Source organism: Pseudomonas sp. KH_046_2 (assembly GCF_057838985.1).
Genome location: NZ_CM174480.1, coordinates 637,403 through 663,081 on the forward strand (window position 1 = coordinate 637,403; position 25,679 = coordinate 663,081).

General features: G+C 59.4%; 27 protein-coding genes and 1 pseudogene. 15 read left to right on the forward strand and 13 right to left on the reverse strand.

Features of this window, described 5'->3' with window-relative positions:
* The first annotated feature begins 284 nt into the window (after positions 1-284).
* The 8 genes from AC3IX1_RS02860 to AC3IX1_RS02895 all read left to right on the forward strand — a co-directional run bounded on the left by AC3IX1_RS02860 (position 285) and on the right by AC3IX1_RS02895 (position 8,076).
* A complete protein-coding gene (locus AC3IX1_RS02860; protein WP_053153757.1) occupies positions 285-1,418 on the forward strand; it encodes an ABC transporter substrate-binding protein in 1,134 nt (377 codons plus the stop codon).
* Positions 1,419-1,658: 240 nt separating this feature from the next.
* Positions 1,659-2,573: an ABC transporter permease subunit gene (locus tag AC3IX1_RS02865; RefSeq protein WP_489387051.1), complete on the forward strand. Its 915-nt coding sequence runs from the start codon at positions 1,659-1,661 to the stop codon at positions 2,571-2,573.
* A 3-nt stretch (positions 2,574-2,576) separates the two neighbouring features.
* Positions 2,577-3,860 (forward strand): high-affinity branched-chain amino acid ABC transporter permease LivM, encoded by a 1,284-nt coding sequence (gene livM / locus AC3IX1_RS02870; RefSeq protein ID WP_489387052.1) that lies wholly within the window; start codon positions 2,577-2,579, stop codon positions 3,858-3,860.
* On the forward strand, positions 3,857-4,729 hold the full coding sequence (locus AC3IX1_RS02875; protein WP_489387053.1) for an ATP-binding cassette domain-containing protein: 873 nt from the start codon (positions 3,857-3,859) through the stop codon (positions 4,727-4,729). Before livM ends, AC3IX1_RS02875 begins: the two co-directional genes overlap by 4 nt.
* The gene (locus tag AC3IX1_RS02880; protein ID WP_007979701.1) at positions 4,726-5,442 is read left to right on the forward strand and encodes an ABC transporter ATP-binding protein; all 717 of its coding nucleotides are present in this window, start codon (positions 4,726-4,728) and stop codon (positions 5,440-5,442) included. The genes AC3IX1_RS02875 and AC3IX1_RS02880 overlap by 4 nt, the downstream gene beginning before the upstream one ends.
* Before the next feature lie 201 nt (positions 5,443-5,643).
* Positions 5,644-5,892, forward strand: a complete 249-nt coding sequence (locus tag AC3IX1_RS02885; RefSeq protein ID WP_489387054.1) for a hypothetical protein — start codon at positions 5,644-5,646, stop codon at positions 5,890-5,892.
* Positions 5,893-6,189: 297 nt separating this feature from the next.
* On the forward strand, positions 6,190-6,951 hold the full coding sequence (locus AC3IX1_RS02890) for an SDR family oxidoreductase (protein ID WP_477775368.1): 762 nt from the start codon (positions 6,190-6,192) through the stop codon (positions 6,949-6,951).
* Between the two features lie 219 nt (positions 6,952-7,170).
* Positions 7,171-8,076 (forward strand): cation diffusion facilitator family transporter, encoded by a 906-nt coding sequence (locus AC3IX1_RS02895; RefSeq protein WP_489387055.1) that lies wholly within the window; start codon positions 7,171-7,173, stop codon positions 8,074-8,076.
* Positions 8,077-8,083: 7 nt separating this feature from the next.
* Here AC3IX1_RS02895 and AC3IX1_RS02900 read toward each other — a convergent pair whose 3' ends face one another.
* From AC3IX1_RS02900 to AC3IX1_RS02930, 7 genes are all read right to left on the reverse strand, one after another.
* Positions 8,084-9,223 carry an AGE family epimerase/isomerase gene (locus AC3IX1_RS02900; protein ID WP_489387056.1) on the reverse strand — a complete coding sequence of 380 codons (1,140 nt, stop codon included), beginning with the start codon at positions 9,221-9,223 and terminating at the stop codon, positions 8,084-8,086.
* Between the two features lie 201 nt (positions 9,224-9,424).
* On the reverse strand, positions 9,425-9,997 hold the full coding sequence (locus AC3IX1_RS02905) for a HupE/UreJ family protein (RefSeq protein WP_489387057.1): 573 nt from the start codon (positions 9,995-9,997) through the stop codon (positions 9,425-9,427).
* A gap of 29 nt (positions 9,998-10,026) precedes the next feature.
* A complete protein-coding gene (gene ureG, locus AC3IX1_RS02910) occupies positions 10,027-10,641 on the reverse strand; it encodes an urease accessory protein UreG (protein WP_489387058.1) in 615 nt (204 codons plus the stop codon).
* 23 nt (positions 10,642-10,664) lie between these two features.
* Complete coding sequence (locus tag AC3IX1_RS02915) at positions 10,665-11,339, reverse strand: urease accessory protein UreF (protein WP_489387059.1); 675 nt, start codon at positions 11,337-11,339, stop codon at positions 10,665-10,667.
* A complete protein-coding gene (gene ureE, locus AC3IX1_RS02920) occupies positions 11,336-11,836 on the reverse strand; it encodes an urease accessory protein UreE (protein WP_489387060.1) in 501 nt (166 codons plus the stop codon). The genes AC3IX1_RS02915 and ureE overlap by 4 nt, the downstream gene beginning before the upstream one ends.
* A 303-nt stretch (positions 11,837-12,139) precedes the next feature.
* On the reverse strand, positions 12,140-12,772 hold the full coding sequence (locus AC3IX1_RS02925; RefSeq protein WP_008054031.1) for a TetR family transcriptional regulator: 633 nt from the start codon (positions 12,770-12,772) through the stop codon (positions 12,140-12,142).
* A gap of 172 nt (positions 12,773-12,944) precedes the next feature.
* On the reverse strand, positions 12,945-13,415 hold the full coding sequence (locus AC3IX1_RS02930) for a hypothetical protein (protein ID WP_489387061.1): 471 nt from the start codon (positions 13,413-13,415) through the stop codon (positions 12,945-12,947).
* Positions 13,416-13,802: 387 nt separating this feature from the next.
* On the opposite strand from AC3IX1_RS02930, the gene AC3IX1_RS02935 reads away from it, so the two are divergent.
* Positions 13,803-15,872 carry an AsmA family protein gene (locus tag AC3IX1_RS02935; protein WP_489387062.1) on the forward strand — a complete coding sequence of 690 codons (2,070 nt, stop codon included), beginning with the start codon at positions 13,803-13,805 and terminating at the stop codon, positions 15,870-15,872.
* 92 nt (positions 15,873-15,964) lie between these two features.
* Here AC3IX1_RS02935 and AC3IX1_RS02940 read toward each other — a convergent pair whose 3' ends face one another.
* The 4 genes and pseudogenes from AC3IX1_RS02940 to AC3IX1_RS02955 form a co-directional block, all read right to left on the reverse strand.
* Positions 15,965-16,633 carry a hypothetical protein gene (locus AC3IX1_RS02940; RefSeq protein WP_489387063.1) on the reverse strand — a complete coding sequence of 223 codons (669 nt, stop codon included), beginning with the start codon at positions 16,631-16,633 and terminating at the stop codon, positions 15,965-15,967.
* A 73-nt stretch (positions 16,634-16,706) separates the two neighbouring features.
* Positions 16,707-17,492 (reverse strand): hypothetical protein, encoded by a 786-nt coding sequence (locus tag AC3IX1_RS02945; RefSeq protein WP_489387064.1) that lies wholly within the window; start codon positions 17,490-17,492, stop codon positions 16,707-16,709.
* 179 nt (positions 17,493-17,671) lie between these two features.
* Positions 17,672-17,811 (reverse strand): annotated as a pseudogene (locus AC3IX1_RS02950) (ferritin-like domain-containing protein); the annotation flags it as partial.
* 73 nt (positions 17,812-17,884) lie between these two features.
* The gene (locus AC3IX1_RS02955; protein WP_489387065.1) at positions 17,885-18,790 is read right to left on the reverse strand and encodes a LysR substrate-binding domain-containing protein; all 906 of its coding nucleotides are present in this window, start codon (positions 18,788-18,790) and stop codon (positions 17,885-17,887) included.
* A 109-nt stretch (positions 18,791-18,899) separates the two neighbouring features.
* Here AC3IX1_RS02955 and AC3IX1_RS02960 point away from each other — a divergent pair, with 109 nt between their 5' ends.
* The 3 genes from AC3IX1_RS02960 (at position 18,900) to AC3IX1_RS02970 (ending at position 20,842) form a co-directional block, all read left to right on the forward strand.
* On the forward strand, positions 18,900-19,538 hold the full coding sequence (locus AC3IX1_RS02960) for an FMN-dependent NADH-azoreductase (RefSeq protein WP_489387066.1): 639 nt from the start codon (positions 18,900-18,902) through the stop codon (positions 19,536-19,538).
* Positions 19,539-19,844 (forward strand): DMT family transporter, encoded by a 306-nt coding sequence (locus AC3IX1_RS02965; RefSeq protein ID WP_095964730.1) that lies wholly within the window; start codon positions 19,539-19,541, stop codon positions 19,842-19,844. It begins immediately after the preceding gene.
* A 107-nt stretch (positions 19,845-19,951) separates the two neighbouring features.
* Entirely contained in the window at positions 19,952-20,842 is an 891-nt protein-coding gene (locus AC3IX1_RS02970) for an alpha/beta fold hydrolase (protein WP_489387067.1), read from the forward strand.
* Positions 20,843-20,956: 114 nt separating this feature from the next.
* On the opposite strand, the gene AC3IX1_RS02975 is transcribed toward AC3IX1_RS02970, so the two are convergent.
* On the reverse strand, positions 20,957-21,844 hold the full coding sequence (locus AC3IX1_RS02975; RefSeq protein WP_489387068.1) for a DMT family transporter: 888 nt from the start codon (positions 21,842-21,844) through the stop codon (positions 20,957-20,959).
* A 97-nt stretch (positions 21,845-21,941) separates the two neighbouring features.
* On the opposite strand from AC3IX1_RS02975, the gene AC3IX1_RS02980 reads away from it, so the two are divergent.
* From AC3IX1_RS02980 to AC3IX1_RS02990, 3 genes are all read left to right on the forward strand, one after another.
* Positions 21,942-22,736: an AraC family transcriptional regulator gene (locus AC3IX1_RS02980; RefSeq protein WP_489387069.1), complete on the forward strand. Its 795-nt coding sequence runs from the start codon at positions 21,942-21,944 to the stop codon at positions 22,734-22,736.
* 64 nt (positions 22,737-22,800) lie between these two features.
* Entirely contained in the window at positions 22,801-23,109 is a 309-nt protein-coding gene (locus AC3IX1_RS02985) for a PsiF family protein (protein WP_489387070.1), read from the forward strand.
* A gap of 142 nt (positions 23,110-23,251) precedes the next feature.
* Positions 23,252-24,265, forward strand: coding sequence for an AI-2E family transporter (locus tag AC3IX1_RS02990; protein ID WP_489387071.1), 1,014 nt, complete (start codon positions 23,252-23,254; stop codon positions 24,263-24,265).
* A gap of 118 nt (positions 24,266-24,383) precedes the next feature.
* Here the strand turns inward: AC3IX1_RS02990 and AC3IX1_RS02995 are convergent, their stop codons facing one another.
* Positions 24,384-25,658 (reverse strand): Hsp70 family protein, encoded by a 1,275-nt coding sequence (locus AC3IX1_RS02995; protein ID WP_489387072.1) that lies wholly within the window; start codon positions 25,656-25,658, stop codon positions 24,384-24,386.
* Positions 25,659-25,679: the final 21 nt, after the last annotated feature.

Genomic DNA, 25,679 nt, shown 5'->3' on the forward strand with positions numbered 1-25,679 from the left:
CACCAGCAGTGTGCACTTCGGTGACGCACGTTGTTACAGGCTGGTTGCACGTCGTTTAAAGCCGCGGTTGCAATGATGGCGCAGTCGGGTTGCGCCTCAAAAAAATAATGGTTTTACCTTCCGCGGTTTAGACGGTTGCACGCCCAATGAAAATGGGTCCGAAACAGTCGAAATAACAAGAAAGCAGCGACTTTTTTCAGAATAAAAAACCGATGGCACGGCCCTTGCTCTGAGCAGTCAGTGAAGTCGCAGTGCCAATTAAAAAAACCATGGAGCACCACCTCATGTCCCAGACGTTTTACAAGAAAGGCTTTCTGGCCCTCGCAGTGGCAACTGCGCTGGGTGTTTCTGCGTTTGCTCAGGCTGACATCAAGATCGGCGTAGCGGGACCAATGACTGGCGCCAACGCGGCATTTGGCGAACAGTACATGAAGGGTGCACAAGCGGCGGCCGATGCGGTCAACGCGGCGGGCGGGGTCAACGGGGAAAAAATCGTACTGGTCAAGGGCGATGACGCCTGTGAACCGAAACAGGCTGTGACGGTCGCCAAAGACCTGACCAACCAGAAAGTCGCCGGCGTGGTCGGTCACTTCTGCTCCTCGTCGACCATCCCGGCCTCCGAGATCTACGACGAAGCAGGCATCATCGCCATCACTCCAGGCTCCACCAACCCGGCTGTGACCGAGCGTGGCCTGAGCGCCATGTTCCGTATGTGCGGGCGTGACGACCAGCAAGGCATCGTGGCCGGCGACTACATCGTCGACGTGCTCAAGGGCAAGAAAGTTGTCGTGCTGCACGACAAGGACACCTACGGCCAGGGCCTGGCGGATGCCACCAAGGCTCAACTGGTCAAGCGCGGCGTAACGCCTGTGCTGTATGAAGGCCTGACCCGTGGCGAGAAAGACTTCAGCACCATCGTCACCAAGATCCGCGGTGCCGGCGCTGACGTCGTCTACTTCGGTGGCCTGCACCCGGAAGCCGGTCCTCTGGTGCGTCAACTGCGCGAACAAGGTCTGAAAGACGTCAAGTTCATGTCCGACGACGGCATCGTGACCGACGAACTGGTGACCACCGCTGGCGGTCCGCAATTCGTTGACGGCGTGCTGATGACCTTCGGTGCCGACCCACGCATGCTGCCAGACAGCAAGACCGTGGTAGACGCCTTCCGCAAAGCCGGTACCGAGCCTGAAGGCTACACCCTGTACGCCTACGCTTCGGTCCAGACCCTGGCTGCAGCCTTCAACGGCGCCAAGTCCAACAAGGGCGAAGAAGCGGCTGCATGGCTGAAGAAGAACCCGGTCAAGACCGTCATGGGCGAGAAGACCTGGGACAGCAAGGGCGACCTGAAAATCTCCGACTACGTGGTTTACCAGTGGGACAAGGATGGCAAATACCACCAGCTGGAAAAACAGAAGTAAGGGCTGACTCAATCGGCAGATCCCTACGGCTCCCTTGTAGGAGTGAGCCTGCTCGCGATGACGGACTGACAGGCAACACATACGTTGAATGTTCAACCGCTATCGCGAGCAGGCTCGCTCCTACAGGGGGCGGTGGTGATCGGGCTGATCGTGGCTGACATTGCTCCGACGTAAATCTGTATTTTCCTTAGAAGAACCGCACAGCCACATGTGCAGGTTCTCATTGCGTGAGATTGCGTTATGGATGGTATTTTCCTGCAGCAACTGGTCAATGGCCTGACCCTCGGGTCGGTCTATGGCCTGATCGCCATCGGCTATACAATGGTCTATGGCATCATCGGCATGATCAACTTCGCCCACGGCGAGGTTTACATGATTTCCGCTTACCTCGCGGCAATCAGTCTGGCTCTGCTGGCTTACTTCGGTATCGAATCCTTCCCGCTGCTGATGCTTGGCACGCTGATCTTCACCATCGTCGTCACGGCGGTGTATGGCTGGGTCATCGAGCGTGTCGCCTACAAACCCCTGCGTAACTCCACTCGACTCGCACCGCTGATCAGTGCGATCGGTATCTCCCTGATCCTGCAAAACTACGCACAGATCGCCCAGGGCGCGAAGCAACAAGGCGTTCCGACTTTGCTCTCGGGTGCCTGGCGCGTTGATATCGGTACCGGTTTCGTTCAGTTGACCTACACCAAGGTCTTCATTCTGGTCGCAGCGTTCGTCGGGATGGCCGCGCTGACCTACATCATCAAGTACACCAAGCTCGGCCGCATGTGCCGTGCAACCCAGCAAGACCGCAAGATGGCTTCGATCCTGGGGATCAACACCGATCGGGTGATTTCCTACGTGTTCATCATCGGTGCAGCGATGGCGGCCCTGGCCGGCGTGCTGATCACCATGAACTACGGCACATTCGACTTCTATGCCGGCTTCATCATCGGGATCAAGGCGTTCACCGCCGCGGTGCTCGGCGGGATTGGCTCACTGCCCGGCGCGATGCTCGGCGGGATCATCCTCGGGATTTCCGAGTCGCTGTTCTCTGGTCTGGTGAACTCGGACTACAAAGACGTTTTCAGCTTCTCGCTGCTGGTCCTCGTTCTGGTCTTTCGGCCTCAAGGCCTGCTCGGCCGTCCTCTTGTGTCGAAGGTGTAAGCGATGTCTTCAACCACTAAAAAAACCATTGATATCAAAAAAAGTCTGGTTGACGCGATTCTTGCCGGCCTCATTGCCCTGATTGTGTTCGGGCCGATTGTCGGCGTCGTTCTCGATGGCTATGGCTTCAACCTGGAAACCACCCGGGTGGCGTGGATCGTGGCGATCGTCATGGCCGGACGCTTTGCCCTGAGCATGTTCCTGCAGACAGCCAGGGGCCTGAAAATCCTCGAAGGCTTTGAAACGACAGGCTCCGGGGTACATGTGCTGGCGCCGGACTACAAGTCGCGGTTGCGCTGGATCATCCCGCTGATGATCGTCATCGCCGTGGTGCTGCCGTTTTTCTCCAACTCCTACCTGCTGGGCGTGGTCATCCTCGGATTGATCTACGTGCTGCTGGGGCTGGGGCTGAACATCGTGGTCGGCCTGGCCGGCCTGCTCGACCTCGGTTACGTGGCGTTCTACGCCATCGGTGCCTACGGCCTGGCGCTCGGTTATCAATACCTTGGGCTGGGTTTCTGGACGGTGTTGCCGCTGGCGGCGATTACCGCCGGCCTGGCCGGTTGCATCCTCGGCTTCCCGGTGTTGCGCCTGCATGGCGACTATCTGGCGATCGTGACCCTGGGTTTCGGTGAAATTATCCGTCTGATCCTCAACAACTGGTTGTCGCTGACCGGCGGCCCGAACGGCATGGCAGCGCCGTTGCCAACCTTCTTCGGCATCGAGTTCGGCAAGCGAGCGAAAGAGGGCGGAGTCCCGTTTCATGAGTTTTTCGGTATCGCCTATAACCCGGATGTGAAGTACTACTTCATTTACGCGGTGTTGTTCCTGGTGGTGCTGGCCGTGCTGTACATCAAGGACCGCTTGACCCGCATGCCGGTCGGTCGCGCGTGGGAAGCCTTGCGTGAAGACGAAATCGCCTGTCGCTCCATGGGGCTGAATCATGTACTGGTCAAGCTGTCGGCGTTCACCATCGGCGCATCGACGGCGGGTCTGGCCGGGGTGTTCTTCGCCACCTATCAGGGCTTCGTCAACCCGACCTCGTTCACCTTCTTCGAATCGGCACTGATCCTCGCCATCGTGGTACTCGGCGGCATGGGCTCGACCATAGGCGTCGTAATTGCAGCCTTCGTGCTGACCGTCGCCCCGGAGCTGCTGCGTGGCTTCGCCGAATACCGAGTGCTGCTGTTCGGCATCCTGATGGTGTTGATGATGATCTGGCGACCGCGCGGCCTGATTCGGATCAGCCGTACCGGTGTGACCCCGCGTAAAGGAGTAGCGCCATGAGCGAAGTCGTACTCAGTGTAGAAAAGCTGATGATGCACTTCGGCGGCATCAAGGCGTTGAGCGATGTCAGCCTGAAAGTGCACCGCAACTCGATCTTCGCCCTGATCGGTCCTAACGGCGCCGGCAAGACCACGGTGTTCAACTGCCTGACCGGGTTCTACAAAGCCTCCGGCGGCAAGATCGAACTCAACATTCGTGGGCAACAGACCAACGTCATCAAGTTGCTGGGCGAGCCGTTCAAACCAACGGATTTCGTTTCGCCGAAATCCTTCGCCAGTCGGCTGTTCTACAAGGCATTCGGCGGCACCCACCTGGTGAACCGTGCAGGCCTGGCGCGGACCTTCCAGAACATTCGTTTGTTCAAGGAAATGTCCGTGCTGGAAAACCTGCTGGTGGCCCAGCACATGTGGGTCAACCGCAACATGCTGGCCGGCATCCTCAACACCAAGGGCTATCGCAAGGCTGAAAGCGATGCGCTCGATCACGCGTTCTACTGGCTGGAAGTGGTGGACCTGGTGGACTGCGCCAACCGCCTGGCCGGTGAACTGTCCTACGGCCAGCAACGCCGCCTGGAAATCGCCCGGGCCATGTGCACCCGTCCGCAGATCATCTGCCTCGACGAACCGGCCGCTGGGCTCAACCCACAGGAAACCGAAGCGCTGAGCGCGATGATCCGGCTGCTGCGCGACGAGCACGATCTGACCGTGGTGCTGATCGAACACGACATGGGCATGGTTATGAGTATCTCCGACCACATCGTGGTGCTGGACCACGGCATCGTCATCGCCGAGGGCGGACCCGATGCGATTCGTAACGATCCGAAAGTGATTGCGGCCTACCTGGGCGCCGAAGAAGAGGAGGTGGTATGAGTAAACCCATCCTCGAACTCAAGGATCTGGACGTGTTTTACGGCCCGATCCAGGCCCTTAAAGGCGTCTCGCTGCACATCAACGAAGGCGAAACCGTCAGCCTGATCGGCTCCAACGGTGCCGGCAAGTCGACCCTGCTGATGTCGATCTTCGGCCAGCCACGGGCAGCCGACGGGCAGATCCTCTACCAGGGCGTGGACATTACCCACAAGTCGTCCCACTACATCGCCTCCAACGGCATCGCGCAATCGCCGGAAGGGCGGCGGGTGTTCCCTGACATGACCGTCGAGGAGAACCTGCTGATGGGCACCATCCCTATCGGTGACAAGTACGCCAAGGAGGACATGCAGCGCATGTTCGAGCTGTTCCCTCGGCTCGAAGAGCGGCGTACGCAACGGGCGATGACCATGTCCGGCGGTGAGCAGCAAATGCTCGCCATCGCCCGGGCCCTGATGAGCCGGCCGAAGTTGTTGCTGCTCGATGAGCCGAGCCTTGGCCTGGCGCCGATCGTGGTGAAGCAGATCTTTGCCACCCTGCGGGAACTGGCCAAGACCGGGATGACCATCTTCCTGGTGGAGCAGAACGCCAACCACGCCCTGCGGTTGTCGGACCGGGCGTACGTGATGGTCAACGGCGAGATCCGCATGACCGGCACCGGCAAGGAGTTGCTGGTCAACGAGGATGTGCGTAACGCCTATCTCGGCGGGCACTGAGTTTCAGTGGTTATGCACAAGCCCCGGCGCGCAATCGCCGGGGCTTTTTTTTATATCTCCAATACTCCACAGGGTTTTTGGCATGCCTCTGGGAAATTGTGGAAAACAATATTCCCAAGCTCGCAAAGGGCGACATAAAGCCGCTGCAAATAGTTGTTTTGTCACGGTTTTGACTTGTCCCCGTTTGCTGTGGAACCGGCTGTGAATAACGTGGGAGTAGCTGGCTGGAGCCCTTTTAAACCGTGGCTTGCAGAGGTGTGGTTGTTTTTTGATCATGTGTTTTTGCGCAGCTTGAAGGTCGCTTTGTCAACCTTTTTGTTCGGGATGAAAATGCATGGAATCGGCGTGGACAAGCCTGTGGATAAGTCTGTGATTAAACTCTGGAAAGACTCGGCTGAAGGCCGTGGTTACTGGCTTGGCGCCATCGTCGGTTTGACCCGTCAGTCATGAAAATGGCCAAGGGCTACACAGCAGGCGGTTGAGGGTCAAGCAAAAAAGTTTCAAAATCCCGCGCAAAGCCTTGTGGATAGCGGCTTGCAGCTTTTCCACTTGCCCCCAAAGACTGTGGACCGACCTGTGGATAACGTGCGTGCACATGGCTGTAGGCCACGCTGGTCAAGGGCTTGCCGGGATTGAACGTTTTTTGAACAGATTGAACGGTGGTTGCCGCTGTGAACAAGGCCGGGCATGCTGCCTGCTGATTTTCTATTCCAATGGCTGGCGATCAGCCGAAGCAAGGAGAACACGATGTCCAACACCCTGTTTATTACCGGCGCGACCTCCGGTTTTGGTGAAGCCTGTGCCCGTCGTTTTGCCGAGGCTGGCTGGAAACTGGTGCTGACTGGCCGTCGTGAAGAGCGCCTCAATGCGTTGTGCGCCGAGCTGTCGAAGCAGACCGAAGTCCATGGCCTGGTGCTCGATGTGCGTGATCGCAAGGCCATGGAGGAGGCGATTGCCAATCTGCCGCCATCCTTTGCCAAACTGCGCGGGTTGATCAACAACGCCGGGCTGGCCCTGGGTGTTGATCCGGCGCCCAAGTGCGACCTGGACGACTGGGACACCATGGTCGATACCAACGTCAAAGGCCTGATGTACAGCACCCGCCTGCTGTTGCCGCGCCTGATCGCACACGGTCGTGGTGCCGGCATCGTCAACCTGGGGTCCATCGCCGGCAACTACCCGTACCCGGGCAGCCACGTGTATGGCGCGACCAAGGCGTTCGTCAAGCAGTTCTCCGTGAACCTGCGCTGCGACCTGCAAGGTACGGGCGTACGGGTCAGCAACATCGAACCGGGCCTGTGCGAGAGCGAGTTCTCGCTGGTGCGTTTTGCCGGTGACCAGGAGCGCTACAACGCCACTTACGCCGGCGCCGAGCCGATTCAGCCGCAGGACATCGCCGACACAATCTTCTGGGTGCTCAATGCCCCGGCGCACATCAACATCAACAGCCTGGAACTGATGCCGGTGAGCCAGACCTGGGCCGGGTTTGCTATCGAGCGCAAGTCTTAATTGTGGCGAGGGGGCTTGCCCCCGTTGGGCTGCGCAGCAGCCCCGAAACCATAGCGCTCAATTTTTCAGATGTACTTCATCCACCGGTTTGCGACTGCTCCGCAGCCGAACGGGGGCAAGCCCCCTCGCCACAAAAGCGGTCAAAACCGGACATCAGCTAGACTCCTCCCTCAAGCAACCCGCCACACCAGGCGGTCTAGAGGTATTAGAGGAGATCAAGTGAGTAATCGAGGCGAGCAGTCGCTGCTCAAGCAATCGACCTTCCTGATGCTCGCCGTGACATTCGCCGGGATCATCACCGGGTTTGTTTCGGGCGCCCAATCGATCCTGTTCGATGGCTTCTTTTCGTTGATCGCGGCCTTCATCAAGGTGCTGATGCTGATCACCGCCCGGCTGATTGCCAAGGAAAGCAATCAACGCTTCCAGTTCGGTTCCTGGCACCTGGAGCCCATGGTGCTGGTGATCGAAGGTTGTTTCATATTCCTGGTGGCCGTTTATGCGTTTCTCAACGGTGTGTTCGGCATCATCAGTGGAGGCCGCGAGGTCGAGCTCGGTCTGGTGATCCTCTACGCGGCGGTGTTTACCGTCGTTGAGCTGATTTATTTTTTCTACGTCCGCCATCGCAATCGCACGCTCAAATCATCGCTGATCCAGTTCGACAACATCAGTTGGCTGGTGGACGCGATGCTGTCGGCAGGACTGCTGGTGAGTTTCCTGATCGCGCTGCTGCTCAAGACTCAGGGTTACGACAAGTGGGCGGTGTATGTCGACCCGATGATCCTGATTCTGCTGGCCTTGGGCATGCTCCCCCCGGCGTTCAAAATCCTCGGCCCGGCCTTGCGCGATGTGCTGGGGATCGTCCCGGATCAACTGGACGACAAGGTGCGTCAGGTGATGGAGGTGGCGAAGGTCGAGCATGGTTTCGACGACTACATTTCCTACGTGCAGAAACACGGCAGGGCCTGTTTTATCGAGATTCACATCGTATTGCCGAAGGACTACTGGCTGGACGGTGTGGGGCAACTGGACAGTTTGCGCGAGGAGATTTCCGCGAAGCTCGGTAAACCGGATGCAGCGCGATGGCTGACCATCAGCTTTACCGGGGATCGCAAGTGGACTGAGTGATTGGATTTCACCTTGTGGCGAGATATTCCGCCAATCCGCGATAACAGGTTGCCAGGTGATAGGGCGTGGTCGACGGCATGTCGCGGCGGCTGACTTCACCGTGCTCGTCACGGCATTCGTACCAGCCGGCGGCATGCAGCGAGCGCTGCTGCAATGCCTGCAATTGACGCAGTACAGCCGCTCCGCTGTCCGGTCGCAGCGTCAACGCGCGCAGGTACTCGGCCTGGGCCCAGATACGCTGCGTGGCGTCCCGCACGCCGCCATCCGCTGCGAAGTCGAGCATCGCCCGCACGGCGCCAGTCTGCTGATCGACGCCCACTTGTTCGGTAAAGGCGAAGGCCCGTTCCAGATCGGCATGCAGTGTCGAACTGCGTAACAGCGCCGAGGATTCCAGCAGGAAATACCACTCGAACTGGTGCCCCGGTTCAAACCAGTTATCCACAGTCCCCAGCGGCTTTTCCATCAACACGCCGCACTGCGGATCGATGAAGCGCGCGTGCATGGCTGTACATAACCTGACGAGCGCCTGTTGCACGTCGAGGTCTTCACGCACTGACAGGGTGGCGAGGAAAGCTTCGGCCAGGTGCATCAGCGGATTTTGCAAAGGGCCGCTGTCCAGCGACGACCAGTCGCGCTCGAGCGTGGCTTCGTACAGACCGTCGTCCGTGGCGAAACGCTGCGCAATCACTTCCAGCGAGGCATTGAGCACCGACTCCACCAGCGGCTCGCGGACCTTGTCCCAGTAATGGGCGCAGGCGAACAGGATGAAGGCGTGGGTGTAGAGGTCCTTGCGCTGATCCAGCGGCGCACCTTGGGCGTCGACGCTGTAGAACCAGCCGCCGTGCTCGGCATCGTGGAAGTGCCGTTGCAACGAGCGGAACAACGCGGCGGCACGCTCTTCGGCGCCCGGCACCTGACCGATCAGGCTGGCAAACAGATACAACTGCCGCGCACAGGCCATGGCCCGGTAGCGTTGCGGTGGCAGCGGTCGGTGTTCGGCATCCAGCGCCTCGTAGGGCAACGCCATGTCGGCGTTCCAGCCCGGACCTTGCCAGAGTGGCACGATGACGTTCAGGAAGTGCTGTTGCACCGAGGCGAACAGGGCGGTCAATTCAGGCTGGGAGGCAGAGCGGGAAACAGGCGGCATTGGCTGGCGTCGTCACGGCAGGGGCGATTGCGCGACATGTTAGCAGAGAGGCTGACCTGAGAGAGGCTGTGTCTGTCAGGCCGCCTTCGCGGGCAAGCCCGCTCCCACAGGGACTCGCGGTGTACATGCGATCGTAACCACACCACAAAAACCTGTGGGAGCGGGCTTGCCCGCGAAGAGGTCAGGTCAGGCGGTGAGGAATCAACCCGCCAGCAACCACACCCCGGTTGCTGCCGACGCCGCACCCGCCAATCGCACCAACGGTGCCGCCGCTTGCGGCAACACCCGCACCAGCGCATATCCCGCCGCGTGCAGCACCGCCGTCGCTGCGACAAAGCCTGCGGCGTAGGTCCAGGGACTCGACATGTCCGGCAACTCAAGACCATGGGCCACGCCATGGAACAGCGCAAACAACGCCGTCGCACCCACCGCCATCACCAACGGTGGACGCACGGCCAAGGCAACCGCCAACCCTAAAGCCAGCACGGAGGCGGCAATCCCGCTCTCCAGTGCCGGCAGGTTCAATCCTTCAAAACCCAACAGCCCGCCAATCAACATCGTGCCGACAAAGGTGCACGGCAGCGCCCAGCGCGCAGCACCTTGCTGCTGTGCTGCCCACAGGCCGACTGCGAGCATCGCCAGCAAGTGATCGAGGCCGCCAAGCGGATGGCTGATACCGGCGATCAAGCCGTTGTCGCCGTGCCCCGGATGGGCGAAGGCGAGGGTCGGGGCCAGCAGCAGGGCCAGGGCGCCGAGAATGCGTTTGAGTGTCATGGATAAGCTTCCTTGTTGATAAGTCGTGATCAGGCCGGGATCAGCAAACCCTGGCGTTCGATGAAGGCGATGATCTCTTCCAGACCCAGGCCGGTTTTCTGATTGCTGAAGACAAAGGGCTTGCCGTTGCGCATGCGCTGGGTGTCGCTGTTCATCATCTCCAGCGAGGCACCGACCAGCGGCGCGAGGTCGATCTTGTTGATCACCAGCAGGTCGGATTTGCAGATTCCCGGGCCGCCCTTGCGCGGCAGCTTGTCGCCGGCCGAAACGTCGATCACGTAGATCGTCAGGTCCGACAGTTCCGGGCTGAAGGTCGCGGAGAGGTTGTCGCCACCGGACTCCACGAGAATCAGGTCCAGCCCCGGAAAGCGGCGGTTGAGCTGATCCACGGCTTCGAGGTTGATCGAGGCGTCTTCGCGGATGGCTGTGTGCGGGCAGCCACCGGTTTCCACACCGATGATGCGCTCAGGCGCCAGGGCTTCGTTGCGCACCAGGAAGTCGGCGTCTTCGCGGGTGTAGATGTCGTTGGTCACGACGGCCAGGTTGTAACGCTCGCGCAGGGCCAGGCACAGGGCCAGGGTCAGGGCGGTTTTACCGGAACCGACCGGGCCGCCGATGCCGACGCGCAGGGGTTGTGCGTTCATGTGATTCTCCAAAATAACAGGCCCTAGGAACGGAACAGGCGGCTGTACTGGCGCTCGTGGGCCATACACGCCAGGGACAGGCCGAAAGCGGCGCTGCCGTAATGATCGGGATCGATTCGGGTGGCGTTCTGCTGGGCTTGTTGAAGCAGCGGCAACAGTTCGCTGGTCAGGCGTTGGGCGGCTTGCTGACCCAGGGGCAGGGTCTTCATCAGCACGGCCAACTGGTTTTCCAGCCAGCTCCAGAGCCAGGCGGCCAGGGCGTCCTGCGGGCTGATCTGCCAGGCGCGCGCGGCCAAGGCCCAACCCAGGGCCAGATGTGGCTCGCTGCGTTGTTCGAGGAAGGCACGGGCCGGCGCGTCGAGTTCCGGCAAACCATTGAGCAATTGCTGCAACGAGTAGCCCATCTGCCGGCTCTCCTGATGCAGCTCGCGGGTTTCGCGACTGGCGCGATGCGCTTCGCAGCTCTGCAGCAATTCTTCCCAGTTTTCCTCGCTGGCGGCCACGCAATGGGCGAGCAGCAGCGGCGCTTCGAAGCGTGCCAGATTCAGCAGCAACTGATCGCTGATCCAGCGTCGCGCACTGTCGGGGTCGTGAACCCGGCCGTTATCCACAGCCATTTCCAGCCCCTGGGAGTAGCTGTAGCCGCCAATCGGCAATTGCGGACTGGCCAGGCGCAACAGCGCCCAGGCCGGGTTCATGTGCGTACGCCGAACTGATGCAGTTTCGGCGCGTAGTTGAAGTCTTCATCGCCGTGGCGCGAGTGATGATGGCCACCGCCGTAGGCGCCGTGTTCCGGCTGGAAGGGCGCCTCGATGTTCACGGCAACGGCACCGAGTTGTTCGAGCATGGCCTTGAGCACGTAATCGTCGAGCAGGCGCAACCAGCCGTCGCCGACTTGCAGGGCGACATGGCGGTTACCCAGGTGATAGGCCGCGCGGGTCAGTTCAAAGGCATTGGCGCAGGTGACGTGCAGTAATTGTTCGGGGCGGGCGCAGATACGCACGATTCGCCCGTCTTCGGCTTGCAGGCATTCGCCGTCATGCAACGGCGGCTGGCCGCGCTCCAGAAACAACCCGACGTCTTCGCCTTCGGCACTGAAACAGCGCAAACGGCTTTTGCTGCGGGCTTCGAACGTCAGGTGCAGTTCGGTGGCCCAAACGGGTTGAGGGTTGATTCTGCGATGAATCACCAGCATCGGAAGGCTTCCAGCAATGGACAATGCTCAGGCTAGAGCAAGGGGCTTGCCAATCGACATGATGCGTAGGAAATGGCTGAAGGAGACGTGGGATTGGTATCGATGGAGTGAGTTTTTTGGTTGAAGTTGGTGCGTTGTTTTTGAGTTGCGCACCAAGTTGAGGCGGCAAGGTTCAATGTGGGAGCGGGCTTGCTCGCGAAAGCGGAGTGTCTGTCACATGAATGCTGAATATGCTGGCGCCTTCCCGAGCAAGTCGAATCGTTGCACCGCCGCTCCCACAGGGATATGGGCTTGCTCAGGAGGTTACTCGGTACTTCCAAGCCCTTGCCAATGCTTGAGGCCGATAAAGATGAACCGCAACTGCTGGGTGATTTTCGCCTGGGGCGTCAGGTGCTCAGGCAAGGCCTCGGCTGGCGGATCGATGATGTCTGGCAGGGTCGCGAACACGCTCTTGACGATCAGGTCCGCCATGACGCTGAGGTCGGCGATGTCCAGATGCTGCAGTTTCGGCATCAGTGACAAATCCGCCGCCAGGTCCGAGCTGATGTTTTCACGCAAACGGCCGATGGCCTGGCGCACCGGCAGCGAACCACCGTATTGCTCGCGGGCGAGAAACAGGAACTGCGAACGGTTGGCGCTGACCACGTCGAGAAAGATCCGTACCGAGGCATCGATGATGCCGCCCATCACGAATTCGTTGTGTCGTACCAGGCGTATGGTTTCGCGGAATGTCTGGCCGACTTCGCTGACCAGCACCAGGCCCAATTCATCCATGTCGGCAAAATGCCGATAGAAACCGGTCGGTACGATCCCGGCGGTTTTCGCGACTTCGCGCAGGCTCAGGCTGCCGAATCCTCGGCCGCCATCCATCAGGCGCCGGGCAGCGTCCATCAGGGCGTTACGGGTTTGTTGTTTCTGTTCGGCGCGGGGCAGCATCGCAAGGGCGTTTTCTGGACAGGGACGCGGCGCACTCTAGCAAATCGGCTTTGCCGGCGTCGAATGACTGTGGGGGGATCAAGCGGGAAAGGGCGACATCTATCAAGCGGACCGCTGAAAAGTCAAAAGCCCAATCCGGGGATTGGGCTTTTTTTCAAGGCGGCCATGAGGCTTAGCTCACGGCGCTATTGCGTTCGATTACACGGTCACCACCGCCTTCAGCGAGGGTTTGACCTTGTGGAGTGCGATCCGAACCGTCGGCGGCAAGGGTCTGGCCTTGTGGAGTACGGTCGGAGCCATCAGCAGCCAGGGTCTGGCCTTGTGGGGTGCGATCGGAACCATCAGCGGCGAGGGTCTGGCCTTGTGGGGTACGATCGGAACCATCGGCAGCCAGGGTTTGGCCCTGTGGAGTACGGTCCGAGCCATCCTGAGTGATCAGGCCTTTTTCTTTCAGGCGATCATTGCCACCTTCGGCAAGGGTCTGGCCTTGTGGGGTACGGTCGGAACCATCGGCGGCAACGGTCTGGCTGAACACCGAGTGGTTTTGTTTCACTTGTGGGGTGGCCTGGTCAGCGGCTGGCAGGGCAAAGGCAGTGCTGGCCAGCATCGAGAGTGTAAGGCTAAGCAGTAGTTGGCGTTTCATGATCGTTGTGCTCCTCGGGGGTGCGAAAAAGTGGGTACGAGAGCAATGCTACTCTCGATAAATCGATATGAAAGTTCATAAACGCAATGGTAATAATCAACGGAATTGATTGTTTGCTGCGGAGGCCCTAGGCCGGGCGTTTGCGGCGAGTTGTCTTGCACTTTTGTGGGTATTTTCGACCCACCTGTGTTGTGCAAAAGAGCAGGTCCGGTAACGCAGGTAGACCGCCTGGTCAGTATTGGACTGGGTGAATTCGGCGAAATCGGTCTTTCGATTAAACCTGCCGGGCTTTTATCAGTCGTAGACTTCAAGGCGGGCCGTTTGCGGCTCACCGTTTCACATGTGCGTCGCAGTCGGGGCGCTCAGTCGTATCAGGAGCCCTGTGCAATGACGCGCACTCAAAAGACGTTTGTCTGGACCCTTTCCACTTTCCTTACCTTGTTGATGGTGCTGGTGCTGGTCATCGTGTTCTTCGACTGGAACCGGATCAAACCGCCGCTCAACGCCAAAGTTTCCGAAGAGCTGCACCGCGCTTTCGCCATCAACGGCAATCTGTCGGTGGTCTGGCAGCCCGAGCCCGATGAAGGCGGCTGGCGCGCCTGGGTACCGTGGCTTCATGTGGTGGCCGAAGACTTGAGCCTGGGCAATCCCGACTGGTCGAAACAGCCGCAGATGGTCACCCTCAAGCGGGTGGAACTGCGTATTTCACCCCTGGCATTGCTGGCGCAGCGGGTAGTGATCCCGCGTATCGATCTCACCGAGCCGAATGCCCAACTGCAACGCCTGGCTGACGGGCGCGCCAACTGGACCTTCAAATTCGACCCAAAGGACCCGAACGCCGAGCCTTCGAACTGGGTGGTGGATATCGGTGCGATCGGCTTCGACAAGGGTCACGTCACCCTCGACGACCAAAGCCTGAAGACTCAACTCGACGTGCTGATCGATCCTTTGGGCAAGCCGATCCCCTTCAGCGATATCGTCGGCGACAAAGCGGCGAAAGCCGCGCAGGAAAAGGGCTCGTCACCCCAGGACTATGCGTTCGCCCTCAAGGTCAACGGCCAGTACCAAGGCCAGAAACTCGCGGGCCAGGGCAAGATTGGCGGGCTGTTGGCGTTGCAGGACGCGGCACGGCCGTTTCCGCTTCAGGCACAGGTGAAGATCGCCGATTCCAGCGTTGAACTGGCCGGCACCCTGACCGATCCGCTGAACCTCGGCGCCCTGGATCTGCGCCTGAAACTGGCCGGCACCAGCCTGGGCAACCTCTACCCGCTGACCGGCGTGATCTTGCCGGACACGCCACCCTATGCCACCGACGGCCGTCTGATCGCCAAGTTGCACGAGGCGGGTGGCGCGGTTTTCCGTTATGAAGAATTCAACGGCAAGATCGGCGAAAGTGATATCCACGGCAATCTGACCTACGTGGCCAGCCAGCCACGGCCAAAGCTCAGCGGCTCGCTGTTGTCCAATCAATTGCTGTTCGCTGACCTGGCGCCGCTGATCGGTGCCGACTCCAACGCCGAACAGAAGGCCCGGGGCGGTGACAGCAAGCAACCGGCGGACAAAGTGCTGCCGGTCGAAGAGTTCAAGACCGATCGCTGGCGCGATATGGACGCCGATGTCGAGTTCACCGGCAAGCGCATCGTGCACAGCGAAAAACTGCCGTTCAACGACCTCTATACCCATCTGGTGCTCACCGATGGCGTGCTCAGCCTCGAGCCGCTACGCTTCGGCGTGGCCGGCGGCAGTCTGAATGCGCAGATTCGCCTGAACGGCCGCACCGATCCACTGGAGGGCCATGCCCGGCTCACTGCACGAGGCTTCAAGCTCAAGCAGTTGTTCCCCGGCTTTGAACCGATGAAAACCAGTTTCGGCGAACTCAACGGCGACGCCGATATCAGCGGCCGCGGCAATTCGGTGGCCAAACTGCTGGGCAGCGCCAATGGCAATCTGAAAATGCTGATCAACGATGGCGCCATCAGTCGCGAATTGATGGAACTGGCGGGCCTGAATGTCGGCAACTACGTGGTCGGCAAGATCTTTGGCGACAAGGAAGTGAAGATCAACTGCGCCGCTGCCGACTTCGGCATCCAGTCCGGCCTGGCCACCACACGGTTGTTCGTCTTCGACACCGAGAACGCAATCGTCTACATCGATGGCACGGCGAACATGGCGACCGAACAACTGGACCTGACCATCACCCCGGAATCAAAGGGCTGGCGTTTGATTTCGTTGCGTTCGCCGCTATACGTACGAGGCAAGTTCATCAAGCCCGATGCGGGAGTGAAAGCGGTGCCGCTGATGCTACGCGGAGCCGGGATGGTCGCGTTGGGCGTGATCGCCGCACCGGCGGCAGGGTTGCTGGCGCTGGTAGCGCCGAGTGGCGGCGAGCCGAACCAGTGCGCACCGTTGTTGGAGCAGATGAAGGCGGGCAAGGCGCCGAAAACAGTCAAGAACTGAGTTGTATCTGCAAAAAATGCCCATGCACTGCCGACATCTCGGCAGTGCATGGGCATCAGAAACGTTTGAGCGTTAACTCAGGTGACCGATGTTTAAACATGAAGCAACTCGGTTTCAATCTTGCGCCCAAGTTTTTTTATGACGATATCCCGAACCTCGTTGTATTGGCGTCCATCCAGCGCGCTACGCAATAGCCTGAAGTTGGTTTTACCGTCCTGGATAGCGCTGAGCACAGGTTGGTCGAGAATATCGATTGTAATCCCCTCGGTGGTCATGAATGCCATTTGCAGGGTTACCATGGCCTTGTCCTGGCGGACGATCGTCAACAGGGCTGCCGTTGCAATCGATTCCGGTTCCTTCGGGTCATCAGGAGCAGCGTTGACCTGAAGTTTGTGAATGAGTGTTTTGATGGCCAATGAGTCGGGTGGAAGTTTCTTCAGCTTCGTAAAAGCGTTGACGAGTGCCAGTTGGTCATGGCTTGACAGTTCGCCAAGAGTGCTTTCAGTCACCAGTTCAAACAGCCTTGAATTGTCAAATTCAGAGCGCTGGATGGATCGGCTATTGGTTATCCAGCCTGTCGCCGCGATGGTGTTTGTGTAGGTGGTCCATGACGCTCCGCGATCATTATTTTGTCTTGCTGCCATAAGTTCGGCAAGCAAGCTTGAGTTTAAAATGTCGCTTTTGAAGCCTTCAGTATGTGTTCCGCAGAAAACAGTGATATTACCGTTGACAAGGTAAATATCAAAAGTAGGGTTGCTCATAATCGACTCTGCGTGGAGGTTTCTATGTTGAAGGTTAAATCGGTAACTTTGGCCGATTCACGTCAGAAGATAGTTAATCGTCAAAGTCATCGAGATCAACAATAAATTTCTTTCCGGCTCCTCCGAATTTTGCATAAAGATCGTCACGTACACCAGAGAAGACTTTACTGTCCAGATACGCGCGTACCGCGCCGGATTTTATGGTGGTGGAATGGCTGGTCGATTTCCAGAAGAGAATACCACGAGCGCTTTCTCGTACATCCATAGAGATGCAGTTGAGGATCATGTTCGGTTGCCCGTTGTTATCAACCCAGACGGGCGCCATATCGAATTTGGCTTGGGTGCCGATTTTTTTGTTGCGTTCAAAAACCTGGATTGCCCCCGCATTTTTTTGTACGGCTTCAACGGCCTTCCGCGCCACATTTGCCAGAATGGTCGCCGCATTGGGACCGATCAGTCCTGCTGCAATTTCCAGCGCAACCTGGTCCATGGTCAGCGCTGTTTTCCTGATGGTCACTTCCTGGATGTCCTTGTTTTGAATGACCCATCCAAACTTGGTCAAGCCGTCGACATAGTACTTGTACCATTCGAAGAGTTGCGCGTCGTCAGGGTAACGTCTAGAGGCTGCGTTATGCATGACTAGCTTGCAGAGATTGATGTCCTCGAGGTTCTGCGTTGTAACGCCGGGGAGAAAAGCATTTATAGTGTCCGGCATGGCACTTGCCGTTGATTTGTTGGTGTCGTGCTCAGGACTACTGGTCTGCGTTGTGGAAACGTCAGAAAAAGTACTGATTCGCGGCGAGGGCATCAGCAAGGAAGGTAAGGTGTCAATGAATTCCAGTCGTTGCTCTAAGTGCATTTTTTTAGTCCTTTATAAATGTGATCAGGTGTCTTGCCTGCGTGTTTAATATAAGTGGTTGGTTATGAATGTCTACTGAGTGTTTGTAACTTGATGATGTTGGCTTTATGTGGGGTGTATGTAGTTGGCGGGTAATAAAAAGCCTTGTCGCAGTTGTTTGCGACAAGGCTTGTTTTGCTTCACAAGCCTTTTAGAATATCCGCCATATCATCCGCATGCTCTTCTTCCTGGCCAGGATATCTTCGAATATACGCCGGGTGGTGGAGTCCTTTTCACCAATGTACTGAATGATCTCGCGATAGCTGTCGATGTGGGTGCGCCCGCGAAGGGTGGTTACAACAGACAAATGCAGGTCGCTCGTCTCTATCTCCGGCAGGCTAATCCGGTTCGTGTCACGCCTCTGGGGGGGCCGCTTCTTCCTGCAACCACGCAAAAAACGCCCGCACCGATGGATGGCGTTCGCGCCCCGGTACACACAGTGCGCTGTAGCCGGCGCCCTGCACTTGAACATCACCCCGATACGGCAGCAACACACCGCTGGCGATGCTTTGCGACACCAGAATATTGCTCGCCAGCACCAAGCCTTGCCCGGCAATCGCAGCTTGCAACGCGTAATGCTCTTCGTCGTATTCGCGGATTGCCGGTTGCTGGTTGAGCCAGGTTTCCCCGGACTTCGCACACCATGCCTCCCAGCCGTGGGCATAGAGTTTGGAGTTGTGCCATTTCACACTGATTAGAGTTGGTGTACGACGCGCGGCCAGCGCCACCTGCTCCGGTGAGCCGTAGACGCCAAAGAACTCATCAAACAGGCACAGGCCATAAAGATTCGGGTAATCGTCGAGGCTATATCGCAATACCAGATCGACACTGGCGTCCTGATGCAGATCGATGACTTCGCAGTGGGTATCGAGGCGCACATTGATGTTCGGGTGCCGGGCATAAAAGCGCCCCAGCCTTGGCACAAGCCACAGCGCGGCGAACGCGGCGGTGGTGGAGATCGTCAGGCTGGCGCCGCTGCGTTGCGGTCGCAAGGTGTCGACGCTTTGCGCCACTTCCAGAAATGCACCATGCAGACTGTGGAACAGCCGTTCGCCGCATTCGGTCAGGCGCACCTGGCGTGGCAGGCGCTCGAACAACGGCACGCCGAGCCAACTTTCCAGGGAGCGGATCTGGTGGGACACCGCCGTCGGGGTGACGGACAGTTCCTCGGCGGCGGCCTTGAAGCTCAGCAGGCGTGAGGCGGATTCGAAGGCCCGCAGGGCGGTCAACGGCAACGAGGCAAACATTGAACACTCCATGGATGAAATGGATTCATCCAGACTGATTTCTGCTCATTTGAACGAGGACGGTGGTGGGCTTCAAGCTGCAAGTCACAAGCCGTTTGAGTTTAGCCCTGAGGAGAGACAGATGAGTAGAATTCTTGCTGTTCACGCCAGCCCCCGTGGTGACCGTTCGCACTCCCGGCGTTTGGCCGAAGTGTTTCTGTCGGCCTGGCAGGCCCGCCATCCACACTCACAGTTGACCCGACGCGAAGTCGGTCGGGCGCTGATTCCGCCGGTCAACGAGGCATTCGTGGCCGCCGCGTTTTACCCCGAGCCCGCCGCTCGGCCGCTGTCGATGCAGGCTGACCTGGCGCTCAGCGACGAACTGGTTGGCGAACTGCTTGGCCACGATGTGTTGCTGATATCCACACCGATGCACAACTTCAGCGTACCCAGCGGCCTCAAGGCCTGGATCGATCAGATCGTGCGCGTCGGGGTGACCTTCGATCACACCCTGGACAATGGCGTGGCCCAGTACCAACCCTTGGTGCAGGGTAAAAAAGCCCTGATCATCACCAGCCGTGGCGGCTTCGGTTTTGGCCCGGGCGGCGAGCTGGAAGCCATGAACCATGCCGACACGCTACTGCGCACGGTGCTCGGATTCATCGGCATCACGGACGTCACCGTGGTGGCTGCCGAGGGCGAAGAGTCCGCCGAGCGCAGCTTTGAAACATCTGCCGCCGAGGCTGAGCGGCGCCTGTTGGCGCTGGCCGGGGAGTTCTAGATGGCCTGGCTGTTTCTGCTGGTCGCCGCCGGGTTCGAAGTCACCTTCGCCATGGGCATGAAGTACGCGGAGGGCTTCACCCGGCTCTGGCCTTCGTTGATCACCGTGGTGGCCGCTGTGGGCGGGATCTACTTCCTGACCCTGGCCATGCGCGAGTTGCCGGTGAGCATCGCGTACCCGATCTGGACCGCCATCGGTTCGCTGGGCACGGTGTTTCTCGGTTTCGCGCTGCTGGGTGAAAGCCTGAGCGTGATCAAGCTGGTCTCGGTCGGGCTGATCGTGGCGGGTGTGGCGGGGTTGAAGTAGGGCGGATGACCTAGACTTGTCGTCGAGTTGTCATCTTCGCTGGTGATGCTTGGCGGATGTCTTGCATCCCGCCTTGCGTCACCGCCCGACCACAAGGATGTCCACCCATGTCGCAAGGTTCTGCCCCGCGCTACCCGCTGGTACTGGTCCCGGGAATGCTCGGGTTCATCCGCTTGGTGCTTTATCCGTACTGGTACGGGATCGTCGAGGCGCTACGCCGTGGCGGTGCGGTGGTGTTCGCGGTGCAGGTCTCGCCGCTTAATTCGAACGAAGTGCGCGGCGAGCAATTGCTGGCGCGTATCGATGAAATCCTGCAGGAAACCGGGGCCGCCAAAGTCAACCTGATCGGCCATAGCCAGGGTTCGCTGACCGCCCGTTATGCAGCGGCCAAACGCCCGGACCTGGTGGCATCGGTGACCTCGGTGGCGGGGCCGAACCACGGTTCGGAGCTCGCCGATTACCTGCACGAGCATTATCCCCATGACAGCGTCCGTGGTCGTTTGCTGAGCTTTTTGCTACGGATGGTCGGGCTGCTGATGGGGTGGCTGGATACCGGTTACCGCGGGCCGAAGCTGCCGGTGGATATCCATGCGTCCCATCACTCCCTCACCACTGCTGGCGTCGCGCTGTTCAACCAGCGTTATCCACAGGGCCTGCCCGACACCTGGGGCGGTCACGGGCCGGAAGAAGTCAACGGCGTGCGCTATTACTCCTGGTCCGGCACCTTGCAACCGGGCATTACCGATCGCGGGCGCAATCTGTTGGACGGCACCAACCGCAGTTGCCGGCTGTTCGCTAAAACCTTCGTCCGCGAAGCCGGGCATTGCGACGGCATGGTCGGGCGCTACAGCTCGCACCTGGGCACGGTGATTGGCGATGACTATCCGCTGGATCACTTCGATATCGTCAACCAGTCGCTGGGGCTGGTGGGCAAGGGGGCCGAGCCGATCCGGTTGTTTGTCGAGCATGCGGCGCGGTTGAATGCGGCGGGGCTTTAGACCGGGTTATCGTTCATCGCGGGCAAGCCACGCTCCCACAGGTTTTCGGTCGTTCGCAACAGAGGGGGTCGACACAACACCTGTGGGAGCGAGCCTGCTCGCGAAAGCGCCGGATCAGGCAACGCGAACCCTGCGCCCCAACACCGTCGTCCAACGCTCGGAAACAATCACCCCACCCAAGGTCAACGCCCCGCCCACCAAGTGATACAGCGCCAGTTGCTCATGCAGCACCGCCGCCGCAATCAAGGCGGTAATCAGCGGCAGCAAATTGAAAAACTGCGTGGTCCGGCTAGGCCCCAAACGCAGCACAGCCTGCATCCACGCCAGCGGCGCGACCATCGAAGCCAGCAGGCAGGCGTACAGTACCAGCGGAATGTTTTGCAGGGTCGGGCCGACTTTCGGTGAGGCGAGGAACAGCGGAAACAGCACCACCACGGCCACCAGCACCTGCAAATACAGGAGCACCAGCGGCGGCAGTTTCAGCTGCCATTTTTTCAACAGGGTGCTGTAGACCGCGTAGGCCAGGGTGGCGATCAGCATCATCGCGTCGCCCAGGTTGACCCCGTGCTCCAGCAACGTGCCAAGGCTGCCGGACGACACCACTACCAGGACACCGGCGAACGACAGCACCGCACCGGCCAAGGCCCCCATGGTCAGGCGCTGGCCGAGGCTGATGATCGCCATGGCGAGTGACATCAGCGGCATCAGCGACAGGATGATGCCCATGTTGGTGGCCGAAGTCAGGCTCGCGGCGAAGTACGCCAGGCTTTGATAAACGGCCATGCCCAGTACACCGAGGACAAAGATCTTGCCCAGTTTCGGGCGGATCAGCGGCCAATGGGCGAGCACCGGTTTGAGCATGAAGGGCGTGAACAGCAACCCGGCCAGCAGCCAGCGGTAGAAACCGATCTCGGCGGGGAAGATCGCCCCGGCCGACATTTTGGTGATCACGGTGTTGCCGGCCCAGATAAAAATGGCCAGCAGGGGATAAGCGTATTGCATCGGGAAAAACCAGAACGTTAATGAAGGGCAATTATCCGCTTGTCTGGATGCAAGCCTATACTCCGATCCAGACAACCGGCCCCTGATGACGGACAGCATGAGCAGTAAACACATCGACCTGCTGGATTTCAGCGAATTGCCGTCGGCGGTGTACTTCCGCTACGCCGATTTCGACGCCCACGAATATGCCGCGCCCCATCGACATCCCTGGGGCACGCTGGAATACGCTGCCCACGGCGTGCTGCACATGGACGTCGAGGGCAGCCGCTTCATGTCGCCACCGCAATACGCGGTGTGGGTGCCGCCGCAGATCGAGCACAGTTTCTATAGCCACCAACCGGTCAACTACCGCGCCGTGTGCCTGGCACCCAAGGTCTGCGCCGATCTGCCGCCGCGAGCCTGCACCCTGGCCATCAGCGACATCCTCAAGGCAATCCTCAAGGATTTCGCTGCCCGCGACGTGAAAATCCCCGAGCAGGCCGCCGACCTGCGTCTGGCCCAGGTATTGGTGGACCAGCTGCAACAGGCCCCGGTGCACGAGTGCTACCTGCCCTATGCCAGCAGCCCCGGATTGCTCGGAATTCTCGAAGCGTTGCAGGCCGAGCCTGGGGATAACCGGCCCCTGTCGGAATGGGCTGCACGCATCCATGTCAGCGAGCGCACCCTGGCGCGGCAGTTCGTGCGGGAACTGGGCATGAGTTTCGGTGAGTGGCGCCAGCGCCTGCGTTTTCTGGCCGCGATCGAAGCGCTGGATAGCCAGCGCAGCATTCAGGAAATCGCCTTCGACATGGGCTACAGCACCGGCTCGGCGTTTATCGCGATGTTCCAGCGCCAGGCCGGGTGTACGCCGGAGCAGTATCGCCGCAGCCATCTGGAGAACAGGAAGGTGTAACAGGGGTTGTCTACACTCCAGAACAAGGCCGCGCCCCTCGGTGTGGCGACCAGGAGAAAACTCCATGAAGATGATGCGTGTCCCTTTGTTGATGATCGGTTTGCTGCTCTGTTCCCAAGGTTTCGCCGCCACAGCCCAACAGGAAAAGATGACCACCTGCAATGCCGACGCTACGGCTAAAAGCCTCAAGGGCGACGAGCGCAAAGCTTTCATGAGCACCTGCCTCAAGGCCACACCGGCGGCAAACGATGCCGGTAAGGCTTTGACGCCGCAGCAAGAGAAGATGAAAACCTGCAACGCCGACGCCGCGACCAAGGCCCTCAAGGGTGAAGAGCGCAAGGCGTTCATGAGTGATTGCCTGAAGAAAAAATAAACATAGGGCTGAAAAATGTGGGGCCTGTCGAGACACTGAAAACATCCAGGCCCCACTAAGGTCGCCCCACACAATCCTAGTGCTCGCACCGGATCGCTGGCAGACTGCCAATCCTTTTTACGCCGTTCCATTTTGAGGCTGTATGCCAACGTTTTCTCAGCGTCAAGTCTTGCTGGTCATCAGCTGGGTCATCATTTTTGGCGGACTGCTGCTGGTGATTCCGCTGCGGTTGCTGCCCAGCCTGCTCGCCGGGTTGCTGGTGTTCGAACTGGTCAACATGCTCACCCCGCAACTGCAACGGCTGATCGAAGGCCGGCGCGCGCGCTGGCTGGCGGTGGCGTTGCTGGGGACATTGATTGTCAGCGTGCTGTCGCTGATCTTTGCCGGTGCCTTCAGCTTCCTGTTGCACGAAGCGGAAAACCCCGGCGCCTCCCTCGACAAGTTCATGGGAGTGGTCGACCGCGCACGCGGGCAATTGCCACCGTTCATCGACGCCTACCTGCCGGCCAGTGCCGCGGAGTTCCGCGTGGCGATTGGCGAGTGGGTCAGCAAACACCTCAGTGATTTGCAACTGGTGGGCAAGGACGCGGCGCACATGTTCGTGACCTTGCTGATCGGCATGGTGCTGGGTGCGATCATTGCCTTGCAGCGTGTGCCGGACCTGACCAAGCGCAAACCGCTGGCTGCGGCGCTGTTCGAACGTCTGAGCCTGCTGGTCCAGGCGTTTCGCAACATCGTGTTCGCCCAGATCAAGATTTCCCTGCTCAACACTGTCTTCACCGGAATTTTCCTGGCGGTGGTGCTGCCGATGTTCGGTATCAAGCTGCCGTTGACCAAAACCCTGATCGTGCTGACGTTCCTGCTCGGCCTGTTGCCAGTGATCGGCAACCTGATGTCGAACACCCTGATTACCATCGTCGGTTTGTCGTTGTCGATCTGGGTGGCTGTGGCGGCGCTGGGTTACCTGATAGTTATCCACAAGCTCGAATACTTTCTCAACGCGCGCATCGTTGGTGGGCAGATCAGTGCCAAGTCGTGGGAGTTGCTGCTGGCGATGCTGGTGTTCGAGGCCGCGTTCGGCCTGCCGGGGGTGGTGGCGGGGCCGATTTACTATGCGTACCTGAAGAGTGAGTTGAAGCAGGTGGGGATGGTTTGATCATTCAGATTGGTGTTGCTTGATCTGACGCCATCGCGGGCAAGCCGCGCTCCCACAAGGACGGCGCATGACCTGTGGGAGCGTGGCTTGCCCGCGATGAAGGCGCTTCGGTTTCAGATCAGTCCATGGAGCCGTAACGCTTGGCCGCTTCAATCGCCAACCCACTGCCGATACTGCCAAAGATGTTCCCTTCCACATGCCGCGCATTCGGCAACATCGCCGAAACACTGTTGCGCAGCGCCGGAATCCCGCTCGAACCACCGGTGAAGAACACCGTATCGACCTGATCGACCCGCACATCGGCGTCCACCAGCAGTTGGGTGACGCTGTTGCGCACCCGCTCCAGCAGGTTATCGATGGCCGACTCGAACAGTGCACGGCTCAAGTCCACGCTCAGGCCCGCTTCAATACGATCAAGCGGCACGTGGCGATTGTCGGCGTGGGTCAGCTGGATCTTGGTTTCTTCCACTTCCATAGCCAGCCAGTGCCCGGCGCGCTGTTCGATCAGCTTGAACAGGCGGTCGATACCGCCGGTGTCCTCGATGTCGTATCGCATGCTGCCCAGGGCCAGCTGCGACTTCTGCGAGTACACCGAGTTGATGGTGTGCCAGGTCGCCAGGTTCATGTGGTGACTGGTCGGCATGTAGGCGCCGCTCTTCATGCGGCTACCGTAGCCGAACAGCGGCATCAGGCCTTGCAGGCTGAGCTGTTTGTCGAAGTCGGTTCCGCCGATGTGCACACCGCCGGTGGCGAGGATGTCCTCGTGGCGGTTGTCCACACCCCGACGCTCCGGCGACAGGCGCACCAGCGAGAAGTCGGAGGTACCACCGCCGATGTCGACGATCAGTACCAGCTCTTCTTTCTCGATGGTCGACTCGTAGTCGAACGCTGCGGCAATCGGTTCGTACTGGAACGAGACTTCCTTGAAGCCGATCTTGCGCGCCACGTCTACCAGGGTGTCTTCGGCTTCTTTGTCGGCCATCGGGTCATCGTCGACAAAAAACACCGGGCGGCCCAGCACCACTTCTTCGAATTCCCGACCGGCGGACGCTTCGGCGCGGCTCTTGAGCTGGCCGATGAACAGCCCGAGCAGGTCCTTGAACGGCATCGCCGTGCCCAGGACGCTGGTGTCGTGCTTGATCAGCTTGGAACCCAGCAGGCTCTTGAGCGAGCGCATCAGGCGGCCTTCGTAGCCTTCCAGGTACTCGTGCAACGCCAGACGGCCGTACACCGGGCGACGTTCTTCGATGTTGAAGAAGACCACTGACGGCAGGGTGATCTTGTCGTCCTCCAGCGCGATCAGCGTTTCCACGCCGGGGCGCAGCCAGCCGACAGTGGAGTTGGACGTGCCAAAGTCGATACCCAAGGCACGGGCTGGAGATGCGTTGTTCATGTCTTTCAGGTTCCGGTTAAA